At 63.2% G+C, this 22,243-nt stretch carries 22 protein-coding genes; 8 read left to right on the plus strand and 14 right to left on the minus strand.

Annotation, left to right across the window (positions count from 1 at the left end):
* Positions 1-9 precede the first annotated feature (9 nt).
* Positions 10-315, minus strand: a complete 306-nt coding sequence (locus NCS67_RS22130) for a non-heme iron oxygenase ferredoxin subunit (RefSeq protein WP_175980970.1) — start codon at positions 313-315, stop codon at positions 10-12.
* 166 nt (positions 316-481) lie between these two features.
* Between NCS67_RS22130 and NCS67_RS22135 the strand changes: the two genes are divergently transcribed.
* Both NCS67_RS22135 and NCS67_RS22140 read left to right on the plus strand, forming a co-directional pair.
* Positions 482-778 carry a hypothetical protein gene (locus NCS67_RS22135; RefSeq protein ID WP_250436575.1) on the plus strand — a complete coding sequence of 99 codons (297 nt, stop codon included), beginning with the start codon at positions 482-484 and terminating at the stop codon, positions 776-778.
* A 22-nt stretch (positions 779-800) separates the two neighbouring features.
* Positions 801-1,925, plus strand: coding sequence for a DSD1 family PLP-dependent enzyme (locus NCS67_RS22140; RefSeq protein ID WP_250436576.1), 1,125 nt, complete (start codon positions 801-803; stop codon positions 1,923-1,925).
* On the opposite strand, the gene NCS67_RS22145 is transcribed toward NCS67_RS22140, so the two are convergent.
* From NCS67_RS22145 to NCS67_RS22165, 5 genes are all read right to left on the minus strand, one after another.
* Positions 1,913-2,209, minus strand: coding sequence for a DUF3325 domain-containing protein (locus tag NCS67_RS22145; RefSeq protein ID WP_034470898.1), 297 nt, complete (start codon positions 2,207-2,209; stop codon positions 1,913-1,915). The two genes, NCS67_RS22140 and NCS67_RS22145, sit on opposite strands and share 13 nt — an antisense overlap.
* Complete coding sequence (locus NCS67_RS22150) at positions 2,206-3,864, minus strand: PepSY-associated TM helix domain-containing protein (protein ID WP_502801871.1); 1,659 nt, start codon at positions 3,862-3,864, stop codon at positions 2,206-2,208. Before NCS67_RS22150 ends, NCS67_RS22145 begins: the two co-directional genes overlap by 4 nt.
* Complete coding sequence (locus tag NCS67_RS22155; protein WP_034470895.1) at positions 3,831-4,118, minus strand: DUF3649 domain-containing protein; 288 nt, start codon at positions 4,116-4,118, stop codon at positions 3,831-3,833. The genes NCS67_RS22150 and NCS67_RS22155 overlap by 34 nt, the downstream gene beginning before the upstream one ends.
* A gap of 262 nt (positions 4,119-4,380) precedes the next feature.
* On the minus strand, positions 4,381-4,632 hold the full coding sequence (locus NCS67_RS22160) for a hypothetical protein (RefSeq protein ID WP_033536209.1): 252 nt from the start codon (positions 4,630-4,632) through the stop codon (positions 4,381-4,383).
* Positions 4,633-4,711: 79 nt separating this feature from the next.
* Positions 4,712-5,926: a YeeE/YedE family protein gene (locus tag NCS67_RS22165; RefSeq protein WP_008348170.1), complete on the minus strand. Its 1,215-nt coding sequence runs from the start codon at positions 5,924-5,926 to the stop codon at positions 4,712-4,714.
* A gap of 125 nt (positions 5,927-6,051) precedes the next feature.
* Here NCS67_RS22165 and NCS67_RS22170 point away from each other — a divergent pair, with 125 nt between their 5' ends.
* Both NCS67_RS22170 and NCS67_RS22175 read left to right on the plus strand, forming a co-directional pair.
* Complete coding sequence (locus tag NCS67_RS22170; RefSeq protein ID WP_250436580.1) at positions 6,052-6,732, plus strand: dihydrofolate reductase family protein; 681 nt, start codon at positions 6,052-6,054, stop codon at positions 6,730-6,732.
* Between the two features lie 112 nt (positions 6,733-6,844).
* The gene (locus tag NCS67_RS22175) at positions 6,845-7,567 is read left to right on the plus strand and encodes a DeoR/GlpR family DNA-binding transcription regulator (protein ID WP_008348173.1); all 723 of its coding nucleotides are present in this window, start codon (positions 6,845-6,847) and stop codon (positions 7,565-7,567) included.
* 74 nt (positions 7,568-7,641) lie between these two features.
* On the opposite strand, the gene NCS67_RS22180 is transcribed toward NCS67_RS22175, so the two are convergent.
* From NCS67_RS22180 to deoC, 8 genes are read right to left on the minus strand one after another with little or no spacing between them, the layout of a single operon-like run.
* Complete coding sequence (locus NCS67_RS22180; RefSeq protein ID WP_235366231.1) at positions 7,642-8,661, minus strand: ABC transporter permease; 1,020 nt, start codon at positions 8,659-8,661, stop codon at positions 7,642-7,644.
* Positions 8,662-8,699: 38 nt separating this feature from the next.
* Positions 8,700-10,220 (minus strand): sugar ABC transporter ATP-binding protein, encoded by a 1,521-nt coding sequence (locus NCS67_RS22185; protein ID WP_250436581.1) that lies wholly within the window; start codon positions 10,218-10,220, stop codon positions 8,700-8,702.
* Positions 10,221-10,267: 47 nt separating this feature from the next.
* The gene (locus NCS67_RS22190; RefSeq protein WP_250436582.1) at positions 10,268-11,272 is read right to left on the minus strand and encodes a substrate-binding domain-containing protein; all 1,005 of its coding nucleotides are present in this window, start codon (positions 11,270-11,272) and stop codon (positions 10,268-10,270) included.
* Positions 11,273-11,324: 52 nt separating this feature from the next.
* A complete protein-coding gene (locus NCS67_RS22195) occupies positions 11,325-12,368 on the minus strand; it encodes an ABC transporter permease (RefSeq protein ID WP_008348180.1) in 1,044 nt (347 codons plus the stop codon).
* Positions 12,365-13,297, minus strand: coding sequence for a ribokinase (gene rbsK / locus NCS67_RS22200; RefSeq protein ID WP_008348182.1), 933 nt, complete (start codon positions 13,295-13,297; stop codon positions 12,365-12,367). Before rbsK ends, NCS67_RS22195 begins: the two co-directional genes overlap by 4 nt.
* Positions 13,294-13,776, minus strand: a complete 483-nt coding sequence (locus NCS67_RS22205) for an RbsD/FucU family protein (protein WP_008348185.1) — start codon at positions 13,774-13,776, stop codon at positions 13,294-13,296. The genes rbsK and NCS67_RS22205 overlap by 4 nt, the downstream gene beginning before the upstream one ends.
* A 60-nt stretch (positions 13,777-13,836) precedes the next feature.
* On the minus strand, positions 13,837-16,227 hold the full coding sequence (locus tag NCS67_RS22210; protein WP_250436584.1) for an aldehyde dehydrogenase family protein: 2,391 nt from the start codon (positions 16,225-16,227) through the stop codon (positions 13,837-13,839).
* Positions 16,228-16,253: 26 nt separating this feature from the next.
* The gene (deoC, locus tag NCS67_RS22215) at positions 16,254-17,261 is read right to left on the minus strand and encodes a deoxyribose-phosphate aldolase (RefSeq protein ID WP_250436587.1); all 1,008 of its coding nucleotides are present in this window, start codon (positions 17,259-17,261) and stop codon (positions 16,254-16,256) included.
* A 290-nt stretch (positions 17,262-17,551) separates the two neighbouring features.
* Between deoC and NCS67_RS22220 the strand changes: the two genes are divergently transcribed.
* From NCS67_RS22220 to NCS67_RS22235, 4 genes are all read left to right on the plus strand, one after another.
* On the plus strand, positions 17,552-18,769 hold the full coding sequence (locus NCS67_RS22220) for an ABC transporter substrate-binding protein (RefSeq protein WP_051996429.1): 1,218 nt from the start codon (positions 17,552-17,554) through the stop codon (positions 18,767-18,769).
* A gap of 83 nt (positions 18,770-18,852) precedes the next feature.
* Positions 18,853-19,725 carry a branched-chain amino acid ABC transporter permease gene (locus tag NCS67_RS22225; protein ID WP_034470891.1) on the plus strand — a complete coding sequence of 291 codons (873 nt, stop codon included), beginning with the start codon at positions 18,853-18,855 and terminating at the stop codon, positions 19,723-19,725.
* A gap of 18 nt (positions 19,726-19,743) precedes the next feature.
* The gene (locus tag NCS67_RS22230) at positions 19,744-21,528 is read left to right on the plus strand and encodes a branched-chain amino acid ABC transporter ATP-binding protein/permease (protein WP_250436590.1); all 1,785 of its coding nucleotides are present in this window, start codon (positions 19,744-19,746) and stop codon (positions 21,526-21,528) included.
* On the plus strand, positions 21,512-22,216 hold the full coding sequence (locus NCS67_RS22235) for an ABC transporter ATP-binding protein (RefSeq protein WP_250436592.1): 705 nt from the start codon (positions 21,512-21,514) through the stop codon (positions 22,214-22,216). Before NCS67_RS22230 ends, NCS67_RS22235 begins: the two co-directional genes overlap by 17 nt.
* Positions 22,217-22,243 lie beyond the last annotated feature (27 nt).

Genomic DNA, 22,243 nt, shown 5'->3' on the forward strand with positions numbered 1-22,243 from the left:
GCGCGTGCATCAAAGATCGACGTAGATCTCGCCGCCTTCCACCTGCACGCCGTATACGCGAATCGGTTGCGTGACTGGCGCGCAAAGGGCAGCGCCCGTGCGGATATCGAAACGCCCCTGATGCAGCGGACATTCGATGCAGCCGTCTTCCATATAGCCGTCGCTCAAGAGCGCGAACTGGTGCGTGCAAACGTTGTGCGTGGCATGCACTTCTCCGTCGAGCAAATAGAGCGCGATGCGCTCTTCGCCGATCGTCACGCCGAGCGGTTCGTCTTCCACTAGATCGGCGAGCTTCGCCGCGAACTTGAGTGCCATTCGTCGCCCCTTCGAAAATCGATCAGTATGCTGATGAATCTGTTGTTCGTATGCTAGCAGGACTTTTCGCCGAGTCAACCGATCAAAAATAATGGCTTTCCCGTAGAGAATCCGGCAAGAACGCGTTCGTGCGATGATTCGAAGATTCGTCCCATCGATCAGCGTCATGCCTTCCACCGCCGTCACGCGCACGAGCCCGCTGCCGCTCGCGAGCATTGGCTTCATCCTTGCATCGATGCTGTGCCTCGCAATTGTCGATCCGCTCGCGAAAGCCATCGCGCTGCGCTATCCCGCCAACGAGCTCACGTTCTTTTGCATGTTGTTCGGCCTGATTCCGCCCGTGGCGATGTGCGCTGTCGGCCAGCGCTCGCTGATCGATCGCGTGAAGCGCCTCCACTTCAGGGGACAGACCTGGCGCTGCCACGCAACGGCGATAGCGCTGCCGACGGCACCGATCGCCTGATCATCGCTCGACCAAGGACATCATGAATCTCGAAGCACTCGACACGCCCGCCGCGATCATCGATATCGCGCGAATGCAGCACAACATCGACCGGATGCAGACGCGCATGAACGCGCTCGGCGTGAAGTTCCGGCCGCATGTGAAGACGACGAAATGCGCCGGCGTCGTGCGCGCGCAGATTGGAGCAGGCGCGCAAGGCATCACCGTATCCACGCTGAAAGAAGCGGAAGCATTCTTCGCGGCGGGCATCGACGACATTCTCTACGCGGTGGGTATCGTGCCCGCGAAGTTGCCGCGCGCGATGGCCCTCAAGCAAAAAGGCTGCGATCTGAAGATCATCGCCGACAACGCGGCGGCGGCATCGGCGATCGTCGCGTATTGCAAGCACGCGAACGACATATTCGAAGTGTGGCTCGAAATCGATACGGATGGTCATCGCTCAGGCCTCGCGCCCGATGACGACGCGCTCATCAAGATCGGCCGCGTGCTTCAGGAAGGCGGCATCGAAGTCGGCGGCGTGATGACGCACGCTGGCTCCAGCTACGAATTGAACGATCAAGAAGCGCTCGCCGCGCTCGCGGAACAGGAGCGCGCGGGATGCGTGCGCGCGGCCGAACGGCTTCGCGCTGCGGGCATCGCATGCAGGACCGTGAGCGTCGGCTCGACGCCGACCGCGCTCGCCGCGAAGCATCTCGAAGGCGTCACCGAAGTGCGCGCCGGCGTTTATGTGTTCTTCGATCTCGTGATGGCGAACGTCGGTGTTTGCGATGCAAACGATATCGCGTTGAGCGTGCTCACGAGCGTCATCGGTCATCAACCCGACAAGGGCTGGGTCATCGTCGATGCGGGATGGATGGCGATGAGCCGCGACCGCGGCACGTCGAAGCAGACGCACGATTACGGTTATGGACTTGCATGCGCGCTCGACGGTACGCCTCTCGAAGGCTGCGAACTCGTCGGTGCGAATCAGGAGCACGGCATTCTCGCCGTCGAATGTCGCGATGAGATCACGAAGCGGTTTCCCATTGGCATGAAGCTGCGCGTCCTGCCGAATCATGCATGCGCGACGGGCGCGCAATACCCCGAGTACCAGGCGTTAGCCGCCGACGGCAGCACCATCGCATGGCCGCGCTTTCACGGCTGGTGAGATCGACGAGCGGAAAGCCGCTCATAAACGATGAGACCGCCAAACACGATTCCCGCCGAAACACTCGTGCAGCCGCTATAGCTGACGAGGCCGAGCGCCCATCCTTGATAGTCGACGATGAAGCGCAGCGCGAGCACGAGACCGCACCATCCTGCTATTCGAAAGCCGCGCGTTTGCCCTGCGCGAAGCGCGCGGCCGAATAGCATCATCTGATGACGATCCATCGAGACCGCGAGGCAAGCGAAGGCCATCAGGCAGAAAACGATGCTCAAGAGATGCGTCATGCGCTTTCCTTTTCGCGCTCGGGCATGACGGCACGCGCCGCGATGCGCTTGCCAACGGGCTTCGCGCGCGGACGATGGCGTGTCACGCGTATCGCCAATGCCGCATGCAGCAGGGCGAATGCCCACATCATCAGATCGAAGCTGGCGAACACCCAATCGCCTTGCGCGATGCTGCGCCACAAGGGCCGGTTCGTGGTCAGCGCATTGAGCGCCGGCACGAGCGCGAGCATCGCCGTGGCGAGCCAAAGCAGTTCGATCCACGCGCGCCTTGCGGGACGCACGAACGCATATAGCAGCGTCGCGCCCCACATCGCGAAGAAAACATTGACCTCGGCATCGTCACGCGCGGCGATGCCGAGCGGCAGCAGCCGATTGCCCCACAGAAAGCTCGTCATCGCGATGGAAAGTCCCGCGATGCTCGCGATATTCAAACGTTCGACGAGCCAGAAGCCGACGTACGGCCGCGCCGGGTCGGCCAGCTTCTGACGGCGCTTGACCGTCCACATGACAAGCCCCGTGCCGACCATCGCCGTGCCCGCGAGACTGACGATGAAGTACAGCCAGCGCAGTTGCATATCGCTGAAGCGTCCGAGATGCAGCGCATACAGCACGCCGCGCGTTTCGGCCGCGCCGCCGACGCTGTCCTTCACTTCGATGAGCTTGCCCGTCACGCCATCGAAGAGCATGTACTGCGGACTCATCGACACGCGCGACGCCTCACCTCGCGAAACAGCCACGCGCGCGGTGCTGTCGCCGGGATTGGTGATCGTCACGCGACCGACCTTGTCGCGGCCCCAGCGCGCTTGCGCTTCGCGCACCATCGCATCGACGCGTGCAAGCGGCGCGTTCTGTCCGGAAGACTCGCGAGGCTGAATGAACGCGCTGAGTTGCGAAGTCATTGCGGCGCGTTCGGCGGGTGTCCTGAAGGCGGTCTGCGCGCCCCACGGCATGTACATCGCCATCAACGTGACGAGGCCGGTGTAGGTGATCATCGCGTGAAATGGCAGACCGAATACCGACAACGCGTTATGCGCGTCGAGCCATGAACGCTGACCCTTGCCCCATCTGAATGTGAAAAAGTCGACGAAAATTTTCTTGTGCGTAATGACGCCGCTCACGATCGCGACGAGCATGAACATGGCGCACAGGCCCGCGAGCCAGCGCCCCCATAACACCGGCATGTAATAAAACTGGAAATGAAAGCGATAGAAAAATTCACCGCCGAGGGTCTCGCGCGCGGTTGTGCGCTCGCCCGTGACCGGATCGAAACGGGCTAATTCGAATGCGCGCTTGCCCTTGGATGCGCCCGGCGTACGCCAGAACGAATCGATGACGCTCGTGCGTTCGTCCGGCAATGCGAAGCTCCACTGCGTACTGCCCGCCGCGATCTTGCCGAGCGTCTCGACGACGCGTTGCGCGACGAGCGCCGCATCCGGCATGTCGCGCTGCTGCGCTTGCTCGGGCCGCATCCATTGCGACGTTTCGTCCTTGAAGTAGCTGACGGTCCCGGTAAGGAACATCGCGTAGAGAATCCAGCCTGCCAGCAGGCCCGCCCACGTATGCAGATCGGACATGCTCTGGCGAATGCCGCGGCCTTTCGCTTTGGAATCGCGCGCGCTTTTCACGAGACGTGTCCTCCCGGCCATACCGTCCATGCGGCCATCAACAGCGGCACGGCGATGAACGCGAGCCCGCTCCATGCCCGACGCGCGCTGCGAACCGCGAACACCCAGATCACCGCGCACACGTAGACGACGAAGCTCACGAGCATGCCGGTGAGCACGGCTTGCGGCTTGCTCATCGGCAGGGCGAGTGCCGCGACGCTCGCGAGCGCGGCGAGCGCGTATCCGCCGAATATCGCGGCCACGATGCGAGAGACGAGCGGGCCGTGCCGGACGAGCGCGCTCATTGGTCGTGTACGCGTCGGCGCGTCATAGGCTTTCAAGGCGTTCTTATGCGAAAGATTGGCCGGATGCACGTCTGCAACGACGAGACGGAATCAGGCGCGTTGAGGTGCGCGTTGCGCGGCGTAAATGATAATAATTATCAATAACGCTCCGCAAGGTTGTCAAGCAACGCTTAAAAGTGGAACGCTGTGGCGCGATCGCGCGAACAGAATGCGATGCGCGTGTGGCGCATCGGCGAGCACAAAATGGACGAACTGGCGGCGTTTATTCTTTGCCCGTGACCCACTTTTTCGTCGCGTGATAGCCGCGCTTCGACGTATCGGCGATGGCATGTCCGGCCGATTTCGCGCCGTCGCCGATGGCGTGCGCCGCATCGCGCGCCGCATGTCCGGTCTGGCGCCCGGCCGATTTCACGTCTTCCTTGAACTGATGGGCGCCCGATTCGACGCTCGCATGTGCCAACGGGCCGAGCGCGATCAGCAAGGCCGGAACGATGAGCAAGGTAGTCTTTTTCATGCCGGCGATTTTCGCATATCGCGCGGACCGCTCCGTTCCGCAAAAAAACGGAACGAACGTGTCACGCGCGGTGTGACTCTCAGCAAGCCGTCGGCCGCACGCGCTCGACTTCGAGTCCGAAAAACGGACGCAGTCGCGTGCCGACTACATTGCCGAAGAAGGCCGCGACGAGCCACAGCCAGCCATGCAGGCTGCCCGATACGATGCCGCTGAAATACGCACCGATGTTGCAGCCGTACGCGAGCCGCGCGCCATAACCGAGCAGCAAGCCGCCGACGATCGCCGCGATCAGCGAGCGCATCGGCACGCGCCAGACGGGCGCATAGCGGCCCGCGAGCGCGGCGGCGAGCATCGCGCCGAGCACGATGCCGATATCCATCACGGATGTAACGTCGTGAGAAATCGGCGCGGCGAGCGCGGCCGCGTTGGCCTTGCTCATCCAGTATGGCCAGCTCGCGGTATCGACGCCGAACAGGGCCGCCGCTTTCGCGCCCCACAACGCGAACGCGGACGTGATGCCCCACGGACGCCCGGACAGTGCGAGCGTCGCGAAGTTGAGCACGGCGAGGGCGATGCCGCCTGCCACGAGCGGCCACGGTCCATGCAGCCATGGCGATGTATGCGCCGGCTGCACGTGCGCGGCGACGAGCTTGCCATGACGGCGCTTCTCGATGACGACCGTTACCGCCGCGATCAGCGCGAACACGATCCAGTTGACGGCGAGCGCGGGCCCCGCGCCGAGCGTCTTCACGAGCGATACCGGTTGCATTTGCGGCAATGCGGTCCAGAACGGCATGTGCGCGGTCGCGATGACGGAACCCGCGATGAACGCAGCGAGCGTCACGATCATTCGCGTGCTGCCGCCGCCGACCGTGTACAACGTGCCCGACGCACAGCCGCCGCCCAGTTGCATGCCGATACCGAAGATGAACGCGCCCACGACCACCGACGTCCCTACCGGCGACACGAGCCCGGTCACCGGCGTGCCGAACAGCGACCCTGCCGCGAGCGCGGGAAAGAACAGCGCGACGCCGACCGCGAGCATCAGCATTTGCGCGCGCAGCCCGGCGCCGCGGCCATCGGAGATGAACACGCGCCACGCCGACGTGAAACCGAACGCCGCGTGATAAAGCGAGACGCCGAGCAGCGCGCCGACCACGTAAAGCGCAGCCTGGCGCGCGCCGACGGTTTGCCCGAGATACACCGCGCCGAGCACGATCAACAACGCGGCGATGCCGAGCGGCTTCGGATCGATATCCGCGCGGCGTGCAAGAGGAGTAGCGAGATCTGACATGACGATAAGCGTTGCGAAAAAATGCGGAAGAGCTACTTATTTTCTCGCGTTTGGCTGATCTTCGCAGGCGGCACAGCGCTTGCATCGGCCGTTGCATCGAAGCCCTTTCCTGCACGGAGAAGAAGATGCATATCGTCTGTCACATGATGTCGTCGATCGACGGCCGCAGTCTCACCGATAACTGGAACCTCGATTTCGCGTCGCCCACCTACGAAGACACCGCCGCGCGCTTCAACGCCGATGCGTGGGTATGCGGCCGCGTCACGATGCAGGAAATCTCGCATGGCAAGGACCGCGACTATCCGCGCGGGCTCGCGAAGGGTCCGATTCCACGCACCGATCATTTCGCGAAACGCGACGCGAGCCAGTACGCGATTTCCATCGATCGGAAGGGACGTGTCGCCTGGAAGAGCAATACGGCGCTCGAATCGCATATCGTCGAAGTGCTGAGCGAGAGCGTCGATGACGATTACCTCGCGTATCTGCAATCGATCGACGCATCGTATGTGTTCGGCGGCAAGGACGATATCGAACTGAAGCGCGTCGTCGAAACGCTCGAACGCGAGTTGAAGATCAAGAAGCTGATCGTCGAAGGCGGCGGACATGTGTCGGGCGCGTTCGTCAATGCGCAGCTTGCCGACGAAGTCAGCGTGCTGATCATGCCGCTCGTCGACGGACGCGAAGCGCATACGTCGTCGTTCGAAGTCGCGATGGACAAGTGGAAAACGCCCGCCTACCTCAAGCTGGATTCCATCGAAAAACTGGAACACGACGTCGTCTGGCTGCGCTATACGCGCAAGTCCTGAACCTCGGGATTTACCCGCGCCGCCGCATGCAAGCCGTTAAAAATGCGGCTTGCATTGTTATAATTCTTTCATCCCGCGAATAAAAGCTAACATCATTCCTCGCGCCGCTCCGATGGCCAAGAACGACCGCCTGCGTGCCCTTTCCGGCGCGCTCGAAAAACAGAACGTGATGCGTCTGCGCGATGCGGCCGCGCTGCTCGGCGTTTCGGAGATGACGGTGCGCCGCGATATCGCCGCGCATCCCGGCCAGTTCACGTATCTCGGCGGCTATATCGTCAGCGCCGCCGATGTCCCCAACGCGGGCTACACGATCGAGGAAGAGAAAGACCATTTCGCGCAAGCGAAGGCGGTCGCTTCGAATCACGCGGCGCGTCTGCTCGCGGATAGCGAAACCATCTTCATCGATTGCGGCACGACGCTGACCACGCTCGCGCGGCAGATTCCCACGGAGATGCATCTCACTGTCGTGTGCTATTCGCTCAATGTCGCGGAAATTTTGCGGCGCAAGCCCAACGTGCGGATGATCCTGCTCGGCGGCGTCTATGTGCCGTCATCGGAATCGTTCGCCAGCGACGAGAGCGTCGAAACCTTGCGGCGCATGGGCATCAACAAGGCGTTCATGTCGGCGGGCGGCGTCGATGAAGCGCGCGGCGTGACGTGCTGGAACTTTCATGAAGTCGCCATCAAGCAAGCCGCGATGGCGAGTTCGGTGGAACGTCATCTCGTCGTCGATGCGAGCAAGTTCGGCAAGGTCAAGGCCGTGCGCTTCTCGCAGCTTTCCGAGTTCGATTCGGTGATTACCGAGGAAGGTCAGAAGCTCCGCAAACGCGTCTGAATCGTTCCGATAAAAATCAGAAAGGCTCGTTCAGGTTTCGAACGAGCCTTTTTTGTTCCGCTTTTCGAAGGGCGTTACTGTCTGCGTCCCAGCGCGAACAACGTCCCCGCAACGAGAATGAACGCGCCGATGATGACCTTCTGCCAGGTGCTCGGCACGCCGATGAGAATCAGCACGCTATTGATGAGCGTCACCAGCACGACGCCCAAAAGCGTACCCACCACCGTTCCCGTACCGCCCGTGATGCGGGCACCGCCGAGAATCACCGCCGCGATCACATCGAGTTCCGTGCCGACGAGATCGAACGGGTTCGCAAGCCGGTTCGTCGACACGTGCAGGATGCCCGCCACGCCCGCCAGCAAGCCGGTATAGCCGAACACGAAAAGATGAATGGCGCGCAAGTTATAACCGAGACGTTCTGCAATGGCGAGCGAGCCGCCCATCGCATAGACGCCGCGGCCCATCATCGTGCGATTGAGCAGCCACCAGGTCACGATCGCCGCGATCACGAGCGCGAGCACGGACACCGGCAAAACCGCGCGCAAGCCATCCGGCGTGTGATAGAAAAACAGCGGCAGGCGCCCGAACGTATCCATGCTGTGCGGAATGTTCATGAAGAACTGCGTGCCGACGAACGTCAGCAACAATCCGCGATACAAATATTGCGTGCCGATGGTGACGATCAGCGAAGGCGCTTTTAATCGATGCACGAGCATGCCGTTGATGACGCCGAGAATCACGCCGCCGATTGCGCCCGCAAGCAGAATCAGCACGAACGGGCACTCCGGCCACCAAGCGAAGACAGCCTTCGTGATCGAATACATCGTCAACGCGGCGATTGCCGTGAACGACACGTCGATGCCGCCCGACGCCAGCACGACGAGCGTGCCGAGCGCGAAGAGCGAGACCGTCGTCGCGGAATGGAGCATGTCGAACAGTGTCGCGAACTGGAAGAAGCGCGGATTGATGCTGCCCACGACGAGACACGTCACCACGATCAGCCCGACCGTGAACCACTCCGGATTGCGCATCAGCTGCGCATACAGATTGCCCTTGCGCACGCGCGGCGCGACCTGGGCCGCGTGTTGCGGCATCGTCTCGCTTCCCGTGCGGCGGATGGATTCGCTCATGCTCATGCTGCCTCTGAAAGTAGCGCGTGATAAAGATCGGCCTCGTTCAAGCGATCCGCGCGATATTCGTTCGCGACGCGGCCTTTCTTCATCATCAGAATACGGTCGCAGTTCTGCAGCAGTTCGGGCAGGTCGTCGCTGATCAATATGATGCCGATGCCCTCCTTCGACAGCCGCTGCATGATGCGATAAATGATGTCCTTCGATCCCACATCGACGCCCACGGTCGGACCATGCAGGATCAGCACGCGCGGATCGATCGCGAGCCAGCGGCCGATCAGCACGCGCTGCTGGTTGCCGCCCGAAAGCGATTGCACCGGCTTGTCGACATCGGGCGTCGCGATCTGCAAGTCCTTCACGGTGCGCTCGGCAAGCTCTTGCGCACGCTTGCGATCGATCTGACCGAAGCGGTCACGCAGGCTCGCGATCATCGCGGTGACGACGTTGTCGCGAATCGGCTTGTCGAGAAAAAGCCCTTCGTTCAGGCGGTCTTCGGGCACATAGCCGATACGTTGCGCCTTCGCATCCGCGGGCGAATGCAGACGCACGCGCATACCGTCGAGCGTCACCGTGCCCGTATCCGCAGGCGCGACGCCCGCAAGCGCACGCGCAAGTTCGTTGCGGCCCGAATCGAGCAGACCTGTCACGCCGAGAATCTCGCCCTTGTGCAGCTTGAACGACACATCGGCGAACTGGCCCTTGCGGCCGAGACCTTGCACGTCGAGCACGATCTGCGACGCGCCTCCGTCACCTTCCGCGCGATAGCGTTCCGTCGACAGATGCTTGCCCGTCATGAGCTCGCTGATCTGCGCCTTCGTATAGTTTTCGATTGGACCTTGCGCCATCTTCTGGCCGTCGCGTAGCACGATCACTTCGCCGCCGATCGCATAGCACTCGTCGAGCTTGTGACTCACGAACAGCACGGCGACGCCATCCGCGCGCAAACGCGCAAGCACGGCGATGAGGTTATCGACTTCTTTCTGCGTGAGCGATGTCGTCGGCTCGTCCATGATGACGAACTTCGCTTCGCTCGCAATGGCGCGCGCGATCGCAACGAGCTGGCGCGTCGCGAGCGGCAGTTGCTCGATGAGCGTCTTCTGGAAATCCGCGTCGCCCGGCAGTCCGACGGCTTCTAGCGCACGCGCGGCGGTTTGTGCGAGCGCTTTGCGATCGAACGTGCGCGCGAGCTTGCCCGCATGTTCCGCGAGTTCGGATGTCAGCGCGACGTTCTCCGCGACGCTCATGTTCGGCAGCAGCGACAAGTCCTGATAAACGGTTTCGATGCCCGCCGAAAGCGATTCGAGCGGCGAAAGCTTCTTATGACGCGCGCCTTCGATCACGAGCTCGCCTTCATCGGGCGGTTGCGCGCCCGAGATGATCTTGATGAGCGTGCTCTTGCCGCAACCGTTCTCGCCGAGCAAGTGATAGATCTGGCCGCGCTCGAACGAGAGGCTTACGCCACGCAGCGCATAGACGCCGGTGAAACGTTTATGGATATCGACGACTTCGAGGAGCGGTGTCATATCGTGTAGTCGAGCGAGGCACACCGCAGTGCGCCTCGCGAATGGCATCAGAAGTTGTATTGCTTGTAGTTCGACTTGTCGACATCGACCCAGCCGGTGCCGCGCACGATCACGCCCTTGCCCGGGCCCTTCGTGACCGTCACCTTGTTATAGCCGGTGATGCCGAGGTCTGCGCCGTTCTGCACTTCCTTGCCGTCGACGAGCATCTGCGCGACCTTGTTCATCGCGAGACCGGCGAGCTTCGGATCCCAGAACGCGATGCCGTTGATCGCGCCGCTTTCGAGGAACTTGGCCGCTTCGGTCGGCAAGCCGGTGCCGTACACGCAGATCTTCCCGACCTTGCCGGCCTCTTCGACCGCGCGGCCGATACCGATGACGTCGAGCGACGACGAACCCTGGAAGCCCGTCAGATCCGGATGCTTGCGCAGCACTTCCTTCGCGACCTGATACGCGCGCTCGCCATCGTTATTCGTTTCGAGCTTCGGTTCGACCAGATCCATCTTCGGATACTTGGCCTTCGCATTGCCGATGCCGCCATCGGCCCATTGCACCTGCGAGCGCGAGCCGAGCGAGCCGACCAGCACCGCCCACTTGCCCTGATTGTTCATGCACTTCGCGAGACGCTCGTTCAGGCCCGCGCCGTATGCGGTGTTGTCGAAGGCTTCGATGTCGACCATCGTGTTCTTCGCGTTGTCCGCTTCATGCGTGACAACCTTGATGCCCCGATCCATCGCTTTCTTGAGGGCGGGTTCGAGCGTCGGCGGATCGTAGGGCACTACCGCAATTGCCGTGACCTTCTTCGCGATCAGATCCTCGATGATCTTGAGTTGCTGCGCGGCGTCGGCGCGGCCCGGACCCGTCTGATATGCGTTGATGTTCGGATTCTCCTTGCCGAACTCCTTCACGCCTTCGTCCATGCGATTGAACCAGTTGATGCCGGTCACTTTCACGACCGTCACGATGGTTTCGTTAGTCGCGGCCTGCGCCGCTGCGATCGCGCCCGCCGCGAGTGCGATCGCGGTGAGTGCGGTGCCCAGTTTGCTCAGCTTCATTGCGTTGTCTCCTTTATCTATCCATTGGTCTCTTTGAACATCACACGCAACACTAACGTCCGGTCGATGCGGGCGGCGGTGGAACATTGCTCTTGGGCGCGGCTCCGCCGATGCCGAAGATCGCGCGCACGCGATCGCCGCCCGCGAATGCAAGCGATGCGAGCAGCAGGAAGCCCCACGCGCAATCGCCGAAAAACTGCGATACGCCGAGCAGATTGAAGAGGCTCGACAGAAATTGCAACACGGTCGCGGCGAGAAACACGCAGACGATGCGTCCATAACCGCCCGCCGGATTCACGCCGCCCATCACCGCGATCAGGATCGCGATCAGCAGATACGAATTGCCGTAGTCCCACTTCGCGCTCGACGTATGCGTCGCGCTGATGAGACCCGCGAGCGAGGCGAGCACGCCGCACATGCCATACGTGAGAATCAGCATGCGCGCGCGCGGAATGCCCGCGTAGAACGCGGCCTTCGGGTTCGTGCCCATCAGATAGAGACGCAGGCCGAACGGCGTACGCTTCAGAATCCAGCCGAGCAGCAGAACCGCGGCGATGAAGATCCACAGTGAAATGGGCACTTGCAGGAAGGTGCCGTTGCCGATGTTCGACAGCGGATCGACGTATTCCACGCGCACGGATGCGCCGTTGCTCAACACCACCGCGATGCCGGTGAAGAGCAACTGCGTGCCGAGCGTGCAGAGAATCGGCGTGAGCTTCAGCTTCGCGATGACGACGCCATTGAGCAAGCCGCCGAGCGCACCCATCACCATGACGATGCATACGAATACCGCGGTATAGAGCGCGGGCGAATCGTCGGCGGAGACCATATGCGGCAGCATCATCGCGGCGACCATGCCGGAGAGATTCGCAAGGCCCACGCCCGACAGATCGATGCCGCCGTTGCCCGACACCATCGACAGCATGATGCCGAGCGCAAGCAGGCCGAGCTCGGGCAACTGGCCGCCCATCGACTGAAGATTGTCGATGTCGAGGAACTGGCCGTGCGACATCCACGTTGCGACGATCACCACGAGCACGTTCACGCCGATCAGAAAGTTGAACTGGCGATCGGCGAGCCACTTCGACGCTTTCATTGCGTGACGCTCCTTTCCGCTAGCAGCGCGTTGATTTCATCGAGACGCGGCATCGACGGCGCGGTGCCCGGACGCGTCACCGAAATGCTCGCGAGCGCGCAGCCGAAGCGCACTGCATCCACAGGGCTTTCGCCGCGTGCGAGCGCCGCCGCGAAGCCGCCGGTGAAGCCATCGCCCGCGCCCGCCGTCTCGACGACGCGGCCGCATTCGAAAGCAGGCACGAGCGTCGATTCGTTCGACGTATGCAAGAGCGCGCCCGCTTCGCCGAGCGTGACGATCACGGCGCGTGCGCCTTTTTGGAGCAGTACGTTCGCGGCGCGGCGTGCGTCGTCCGCCGAAGCGATCTCGATGCCGGTGAGCGCCTGCGCTTCGGTTTCGTTCGGCGTGATGTAGTCGCAAAGCGGATAGATATCGTCCGTCAGCGGCAAGGCGGGCGCGGGATTGAACACCGTCGTCACGCCATGTTTGCGCGCGAGTTCGAGTCCACGGCGCGCGGCCGGAATCGGTTGTTCGAGCTGCGTGACGAAGACGCCGGCACGCGCGATATCGTCTTCGATCGCATCGACGTCTTCGGGCGCGAGCGTGCCCGCAGCGCCCGCCGCGACGATGATCGCATTGCCGCCCGTGTTCTCATCGACATAGATATGCGCGGCGCCCGTCGCGACATCGTTCATTACCGTTGCGCGCGATGTGATGCCTTCGGCGCTCCATGTCGCCTGCGCGATATCGCCGAACGCATCCGCGCCGATGCGGGTGCAGAAGATCACGTCCGCGCCCGCGCGTGCGGCGGCCACCGCCTGATTCGAGCCCTTGCCGCCCGGTCCCATCTGGAACGCGGAACCCGCGACCGTTTCGCCGAGCAGCGGCATGCGTTGCGCGCGAAACGCGAGGTCCGTCACATAGATGCCGAGAATGACGACGCTTTTCATCGCGTGCCTCCGTGCGCGGCTTCGGGCGCATCCGGCGCGAGTTGCACGCCCTTCTTGAAGATGAAGCAGCCATAGCCGCGCGCTTCGCCCGTCGCGATCACGCAATATGCGTTCTTCGCGCGCTCGTAGAACGCGAAGCGTTCGACCGGCGCGAAGGGCAGCGCGCGGCCTTCGGCATCGTCCACTTCGCGTTGCGCTTCCCGTTGCACGGCGGGCAAGGTAGTTGCATCGCCAACTATCTCCATGCGGCCCGCGGGATCGTCGACGAACGTATCGAGCGGCAGCACCGACAACACGGCGCGCACCGCACGCGGCGCGCTCACGCCGTCCATGCGCAGCACGCGGCCGAGCACCGTTTTGCGCGCGACAGAGTCAGCGGGAAAATGGGCATCGCAGATCACCACTTCGTCGCCGTGGCCCATCGCGGCAAGCGCGTACAGGATATCGGCGTTCAAGAGCGGATCGATGTTCTTCAGCACAGCGTCTCCTCCATGCATGAGCGCGTTCCGTATCGGAATCGCGCCGAGTCAATTCCTTGATCAGTCTCCGTACGGCACCCAGATGTTCTTCACTTGCACCGCCTGTCGAAGGAAAGGCAGCCCTTCGCTTGCGGCATCGTGCCAGTCGAACACGCGGCCCTGATCGACGAACGTGCGCTTCAGATTGCCGATCGACTCGCGCTCCACCATCGCCGATAGCGACGCGCCGTGGAAGCACCAGAGCGCATCGACGTCATCGTGTTGCGCGAGCGTTTGAGCCAGCGAACGCGCATCGCCGGTGACGATGTTCAGCGCGCCGCCCGGCACATCCGATGTCTCGACGACCTGATAGAAGTCCGTCGCCATCAGCGGACACGTCTCGCTCGGCACGACGACCACGCGATTGCCCAGCGCGAGCGCGGGCGCGACGAGCGACACGAACCCGAGCAACGGCGCTTCATCGGGACACACGATGCCGATCACGCCCAGCGCTTCGTGCATCGCCAGCGCGACGCCATGCAGCGGGGGCGCATGCACGGCGCCGTCGTACTTGTCGGCCCAAGCGGCATACGTGAAGAACCGCGCGATCGATGCATCGACTTCGCGCTTCGCATCGCGCTCGCTCGAACCGGCGCGCGTGACGAGCTGCTTCGCGAATTCATCGGCGCGTGCGCTCAGGTTTTCCGCGAGGTAGTACAGCACTTGCGCGCGGTTGTGCGCGCTCGCCGACGACCATTTCGTCATGCCGCGCGCGGCCGCGACCGCATTGCGTATGTCCTTGCGATTGCCTTCGCCCACTTCGCCGACGATCTCACCGGCGGGCGAATGCACGAGCCGCGAATAACCGCTGTCGGGCCGCGCCTGCTTGCCGGCGATGAAGAGCTTCGCCGTGCGATCGAGCGCACTCACATTGCCCGCATCGACGAGCGAATCCGGTTGCGCCTGCAACGATTTCGTTTCGCCGCGCACCGGAAGCTTGGCCCATGCGCGCGGCTTCAGGTATTCGTAGATGCCCTCGCGTCCGCCTTCGCGTCCGAAGCCCGACTCGCGATATCCGCCGAAGCCGACCGCCGCATCGAAGAGATTGGTCGCGTTGATCCACACGACGCCGCATTGCAGGCGCGGCGCGACGTCGAGCGCGCGGCTGATGTTCTCGCTCCACACGCTCGCGGCAAGGCCGTAGCGCGTGTTATTTGCGAGCGCAACGGCTTCTTCCGGCGTGCGGAAGCTCATCGTCACGAGCACGGGCCCGAAGATCTCTTCCTGCGCGAGCGTCGATGCGGGCGCGACGTTGGTGACGAGCGTCGGCGGAAAGAATGCACCGCTCTCGGGCAACGTGGCACGCGGCGATCGATAGACTTCGCAGCCTTCGCGCTCGCCCTTGTCGACGAGCGCGCGAATGCGTTCGAGCTGAATGTCGTCGACGACCGCGCTCATGTCGATGCCCTTATCCAGCGACGTGCCGACGCGCAGCGTATCCATGCGGCGCTTCAGCTTCTCGACGAAGCGCGCTTCGATGCCTTCCTGCACGAGCAGACGGGAGCCCGCGCAACACACTTGTCCCTGATTGAACCAGATCGCATCGACGACACCTTCGACGGCGCTGTCGATATCGGCATCGTCGAACACGATGAACGGCGACTTGCCGCCGAGTTCGAGCGTGAGCGACTTGCCCGAACCCGCCGTGCTCGCGCGAATCTGACGGCCCACTTCGGTCGATCCCGTGAATGCGATCTTCGCGACGCGTTGATGTTCGACGAGTGCCGCGCCCGTGCTGCCATCGCCGGTGACGATGTTGAGCACGCCCTTCGGCAAGCCCGCGCGATGCGCCAATTCAGCGAACAGCAACGCCGTCAACGACGTGAATTCCGCGGGCTTCAGCACGACGGTATTGCCGAGCGCGAGCGCCGGCGCGATCTTCCACGCGAGCATCAGCAGCGGGAAATTCCACGGCACGATCTGGCCGATCACGCCGAGCGGCGCCCAGTCCGCGAACTCCTTGTCCTGCAGTTGCGCCCATCCCGCGTGATGCAGAAAATGCCTTGCTACAAGGGGTATATCGATATCGCGCGACTCGCGGATCGGCTTGCCGTTGTCGAGCGATTCGAGCACGGCGAAGAGACGGCTGTGCCGCTGCACCATGCGCGAAAGCGCATAGAGATGACGCGCGCGCCCCGCTCCGCCGATGGCTTGCCAGCCTTCGAGCGCATCGTGCGCGGCTTGCACAGCGGCATCGACATCCGCTCCCGTGCCTTGCGCGATCGATGCGAGCACGCGGCCGGTCGCGGGTTCTCGTGAGTCGAAGCGCGCGGCGTCGTCGCTGTCGCGCCATGCGCCGTTGATGAAGTGACCGAAGCGCCCGTCATGCTGATCGAGCCATGCGCGCGCGGCGCGATCGTCTTCCGGTGCGGGTCCGTATTCCATCGAAGAGAAGTATTCGGCAACGCTCATGAGGCTGTTTAGTGAAGTCTGTTGGATCAGGCGACGGGATGGCGATTGAACGACGAATAACGTCCGCTCACATGGTGTTCGAGCTGGCGTTCGATATCCGCGAGCAGGCTCGATGCGCCGATGCGAAACAGATCCGCTTCTAGCCATTCGCGCCCGAGCTCTTCCTTCATGAGGATCTGATACTCGAGCACCGACTTCGCAGTCGACACGCCGCCCGCCGGCTTGAAGCCGATCATGACGCCCGTGCGCGCGAGATAGTCGCGGATCATCCGCACCATCACGAGCGACACGTCGAGCGTCGCGTTGACGCTTTCCTTGCCCGTCGATGTCTTGATGAAATCGGCGCCGGCCATCATGCAGATCATCGATGCCTTCGCGACATTCGACAGCGTGCGGATATCGCCGGTCGCGAGAATCGCCTTGACGTGCGCGTCGCCGCATGCCGCGCGGAAATCGCGCATCTCGTCGTAGAGCGCTTTCCAGTTACCCGTCAGCACATGCTCGCGCGTGACGACGATATCGATCTCGGAGGCGCCATCTCTCACCGATGCCTCGATCTCGCGCAACTTCAGTTCGTGCGGATTGAGGCCAGCGGGAAAGCCCGTCGATACGGCCGCGACCGGAATGCCGCTGCCCTCGAGCGCGTTCACTGCCGTCCTGACGTAACGGTGATAGACGCACACCGCCCCCGTTTTGATCGACAGAGGCGGCATGCCGAGCGCGTCGAGCAGATCGTCGCGCAATGGACGGCGCGCCTTCGCACAGAGACGTTCGACGCGGCCATGCGTGTCGTCGCCGGAAAGCGTCGTGAGATCGATGCAGGTGATGGCCTTGAGCAGCCACGCCGCCTGCGCGTCTTTCTTGACCGCGCGGCGCGTGCCGAGCGTCGACGCGCGGCGCGTCACCGCCGACTGATTCACGCGCAGGCCGTCGAGCCAGGCGAGATCGAACGGCACGCCGGGATTGCGCGCGCTGGCGTGAACCTGGGCCTTGCCGGGCCACGCGACGATGGACTTCGATGCAGTTTCCAGCATGAGATCGGTATGCCGGCGTCTTGTGCGACGCACAACAGTTTTTGATAGATTGATCTCAGTTTATAGCATTCTTGTTAGGATCGTGACATAGGGAAAGTTCGGAGACGACCGCGCCGAGTCTCACTCTTCCGTGCAAACCCTCGGTTGACGTCTTTGCGTTCATCGACGCAAACTTGAAGCGCTTCAAATCCAACCGATCAACCCAAACAGAGCAAATTCGGCAACGCAACCGAACTTTCTTGCTTTCGATTTGAAGCGCTTCAATTTCGAACGATACAAGGAGACACCGCATGTCCTCGCACTTTCCCCGCACTGTCCTGCGCGCGCTCGCCGCCGCGTGCGTCGCAGCATCGAGTCTCACTGCCGCGCACGCCGCCGACATCAAGATCGGCGCGCTCTTCCCCTTCAGCGGCGGACTCGCGCTGCTCGGCGACGAAAGCTATCGCGGCGTGCAACTCGCCGTCGACGAGCGCAACGCGGCGGGCGGCATCAACGGCGAGAAAGTGGTGCTCGTCAAGGCCGATGCCGTCGATGCCAATCAGGCCGTCGGCGAAGCGCGGCGTCTGACGTCGGTGGAAAACGTGTCGGCGGTGTTCGGAAGTTATTCGTCGGCGGTGTCGTCGGCGGCGACGCAAGTGACCGAGCTCGCGGGCGTGCCGTTCTTCGAACTCGGCGCGACGGCGGACACCATCACGAGCCGCGGCTTCAAGTATCTGTATCGCAGCAACTCGACCACGAAGACCTTCGCGGACGGCACGCTCGAAGCGCTGACCAAGGTCGTCGCGCCGCAACTCAAGGTGGATCCGAAGACGCTGAAGATCGCGATCATCGCGGAAGACGGGCCGTACGGCACGCTCGTCTCCGGCTTTCAGAAGGAAGGCGCGAAGAAGCTCGGTCTGAACGTCGTGCAGGTGTTGCCATATTCGGCGAAGAGCGTCGATCTGTCGTCGCTGATTTTGCGTCTGAAGGGCGCGGACGTCGATATCGTGTTGCAGACCTCGTATCAGAACGACTCGATCCTGTTCTTCCGCCAGGCCGCGCAGGCCGGCTTCAAGCCGAAGGCGGTCATCGGCGCGGGCGGCGGCTACTCGCTCTCGGATACGGCCAAGGCCGTCGGCGCGCAAATGAACGGCGTATATGACATCGACTTCCCGCAAGTCGCGATGAACGAGAAAGGCGCACCCGGCCTCGAAACATTCACCGCCGAATATCAGAAGCACTTCGGCATGGCGCCGCGCTCGGGCCATAGCCTCGTGAACTATGTCGGCGCGAAAGCGTTCCTCGATGTGCTCGCCAACGCGAAATCCACCGACAAGGACAAGATCCGCGCCGCCGTGCTCGCCTACAAGAAGCCGACGGGCACGACCGCCGCTGGCTGGGGCTTCCAGTTCGCCGACAACGGCCAGAACCAGCTCGCGACCACCAACGTGATGCAGTGGCAAGGCGGCAAGCTCGTCACCGTCTATCCGGAAGCGGTCGCGATCGCGAAGCCCGTCGCGGCGCAGTAAAACCGCCGCTGTCGACCCGCATTTCTCTTTCACTCGAACCGTGCGGCGCGTGACACGCGCTGCGCGGTGTCCAGGAAACGAGCATGTCCATTCTTCTGCAACTTCTGGTCAACGGCCTGTTGCTGGGCGGCGCGTACGCGATCATCAGCATCGGCCTCACGCTGATCTTCGGCGTCGTGCGCGTGGTCAACTTCGCGCACGGCGAGCTGCTGATGGTCGGCATGTACGCCGTCTGGCTGCTCGCCGCGAAGCTCGGCTGGCATCCGTATGTGTCGGCGGTGCCGGTCGCGCTGCTGCTCTTCGCATTCGGCGTGCTGATCCAGCGCTTCATCATCCAGCCGCTGCTTTCCGCCGACGCGCACATTCAGATTTTCGCGACCGTCGGCGTGTCGACCGCGCTCGTGAATCTCGCGCTGATGATCTTCGGCGCGGACGTGCATCCCGTCGATGTGAGCTTCGGCACCGAGCATCTGCAGTTCGGCGACATCAACATCGTGAGCGGGCAACTGATCACGTTTGCCGCCGCGCTCGCGGTCGCGGGCGGGCTGCATCTGTTCCTGCAACGCACCTACACAGGTCGCGCGTTTCGCGCGGTGGCGCAGCATCGCTACGCGGCCTCGCTGATGGGCGTCAACGTGAAGACGACGTACGTGCTCGCGTTCGGCATCGGCGCGGCGCTGGTCGGGCTCGCGTCGGGCTTGCTGGTCGCGCAGTATCCGGTGTTCCCGACCGTCGGCCAGTACTTCGTGCTGACCGCGTTCGTCATCGTCGTGCTGGGCGGTCTCGGCAGCTTGCCGGGCGCGCTCGTCGGCTCGATCGTGATCGGGCTCATCGACAGTCTCGCGGGCTACTACATCTCGCCCGACATGAAGGAAGTCGTCTACTTCGCGATCTTCCTCGTGATTCTCGTGGTGCGCCCGACCGGTCTCTTCGGTCTCGGACGCGGCTCCGAATAACGTTCAGCGAGGCATTCGATGTTTCCCAATCTCCTGCATCCGCGCGGCTACATGGGCGCGCTGGCGCTCGTCGCGCTGCTCGCCGTGCCGTTCGCGCTGCAATCGCCGTTCGCGTTTCACCTGGCCGTGCTCGTGTGCATCTTCGGCGCGCTCGCGACGGCGTGGAATATCGTCGGCGGATTCGCCGGACAATTGTCGCTCGGACACGCGGTGTTCTACGGCATCGGCTCGTACGCGGCGACGCTGCTCGTCATCAACTTCGGCATCACGCCGTGGCTCGGCATGTTCGCGGGCGCGGTGATCTCGGCGATGGCGGCGATCGTCATCGCGTATCCGACGCTGCGTCTGCGCGGACCGTTCTTCGCGCTCGCCACGATCGCGTTCCTCGAAGTGTGCCGCCTGCTCACGGTGCACGAGGAAAGCTGGACGGGCGGCTCGGCGGGCCTGAACGTGCCGCTCAACATCGGCCTGCAATGGATGGTGTTCCGCGAAAAGTGGGCGTATCTGCTGATCGCGTTCGGCTTTCTTCTGGTGACGTTGTGGGCCGCGTGGCTCATCCGCCGCTCGCGCTTCGGCTTCTATCTGATCGCCGTGCGCGAACGTGAAGATGCGGCGCGCGCGGTCGGCGTGAACGCGGTGAAGGTGAAGATCGGCGCGGCGGTGATCTCGGCGGTGCTGACGAGTCTCATCGGCTCTTTCCACGCGATGTATCTCACCTTCATCGATCCGTCCGCGGCGTTCTCGCTGGAACTGTCGGTGCAGATCGCGATGTTCGCGCTGATCGGCGGACTCGGCAGCGTCGCCGGGCCGCTGGCGGGCACCGTCCTCGTGCTGCCGATCGCCGAGCTTGCGCGCGGCTGGCTCAGCTCGTTCGGCAGCGGCACGCACGGCTTCGTCTACGGTGTCGTGTTGGTGCTCGTCGTGCTGTTCATTCCGCGCGGACTCGTCGGGCATCTGGGCGGCTTCGTGCTGCGCTTCATCGACCGTCTGCCCGGCGCGCGCACGCCGCCGCCCGCACGGGCGAAGTCGATCGCGCCCGCCGATGCGTTGCCGCTCGGCACGCCGCTGCTCGTCGCGGAGCATCTGAAGAAGCGCTTCGGCGGACTCGTCGCGACCGACGATGTTTCCCTCACGCTGCACGCCGGCGAGATTCTCGGTGTGATCGGCCCGAACGGCGCGGGCAAGACGACGGTCTTCAATCAGCTTTCGGGCTTCATCCGGCCGAACGAAGGCATCGTGAAGATTCGCCTCGCCGATGGCACCTGGGCCGAACCGCGCACGCCCGATGCGTTCGCGAAGGACGGCGTCGGCCGTACTTTCCAGATCGCGCAGCCGTTCGCGGGTCTCTCGGTGCTGGAGAACATCATGCTCGGCGCGTTCATGCATACGCGGGTCCGCGTCGAAGCGGAATCGATCGCACGCGAAGTCGCGGAGATCACCGATCTCACGTCCTTGCTCGATGCCGAAGCGCGCAGCCTCACGGTCGGCGGCATGAAGCGTCTCGAAGTGGCGCGCGCGCTCGCCACGCGCCCGCGCGCGCTTCTGCTCGACGAAGTGATGGCCGGTCTCAATCCCGCCGACATCGCGCGCGCGATCAACATGGTGCGGCGCATCCGCGATTCAGGAATCGCCGTGCTGATGATCGAGCACATGATGCAGGCGACGATGGCGCTGTCGGACCGCATCATCGTCATCAATGCCGGGCGCATGCTGAAGGAAGGCAAGCCGTCCGATGTCGTCAACGATCCTGAGGTGATTCAGGCCTATCTCGGCAAGGGGTATCTCGATGCTCAAGCTGCATAACGTCTCGGCCGGCTACGGCAAGAGCGAAGTTCTGCGCGGCGTCTCGCTCGATGTGCAGGAAGGCGAGATCGTCACGCTCGTCGGCGCGAACGGCGCGGGCAAGACCACGACGCTGAAGACGCTATGCGGAATCGTCGCGGCGCGCGGCGGCAGCATCACGTTTCAGGGACAGGAACTCGTCGGCAAGTCCTCGCACGACATCGTCGCGATGGGCGTCACGATGATTCCCGAAGGCCGTCAGCTCTTCCCGTTCCTGAACGTCGAAGAGAACCTGCTGATGGGCGCGTTTCGTCACGCCGCACGAAGCGCGCGGCGCGAACGCATGGACGAAGTGCTCGAGCTCTTTCCGCGCGTGCGCGAGCGTCTCACGCAACTTGCCGGATCGCTGTCGGGCGGCGAGCAGCAGATGGTCGCCATCGCGCGCGGCATGATGTCCGCGCCGAAGCTCCTGATCTTCGACGAACCGTCGCTCGGTCTTTCGCCCTTGCTCGTCGAGCAGATGTTCGAAGTCGTCGGCACGGTCGCGGCGCGCGGCGTGACGGTGCTGCTCGTCGAACAGAACGTGTTCCATACGCTCAAGCTCGCGAACCGCGGATACGTGCTCGAAAACGGCGCCATCGCGCTTTCCGGAACGGGCGCAGAATTGCTCGATAGTCCCCACGTGCGGCGCGCCTATCTCGGTCATTGATTCAGCGAACCGGCGCATCGCATCCAG

The sequence above is a fragment of the Caballeronia sp. ATUFL_F2_KS9A genome (assembly GCF_023630765.1).
GTDB classification, from domain to species: Bacteria; Pseudomonadota; Gammaproteobacteria; order Burkholderiales; family Burkholderiaceae; genus Caballeronia; species Caballeronia zhejiangensis.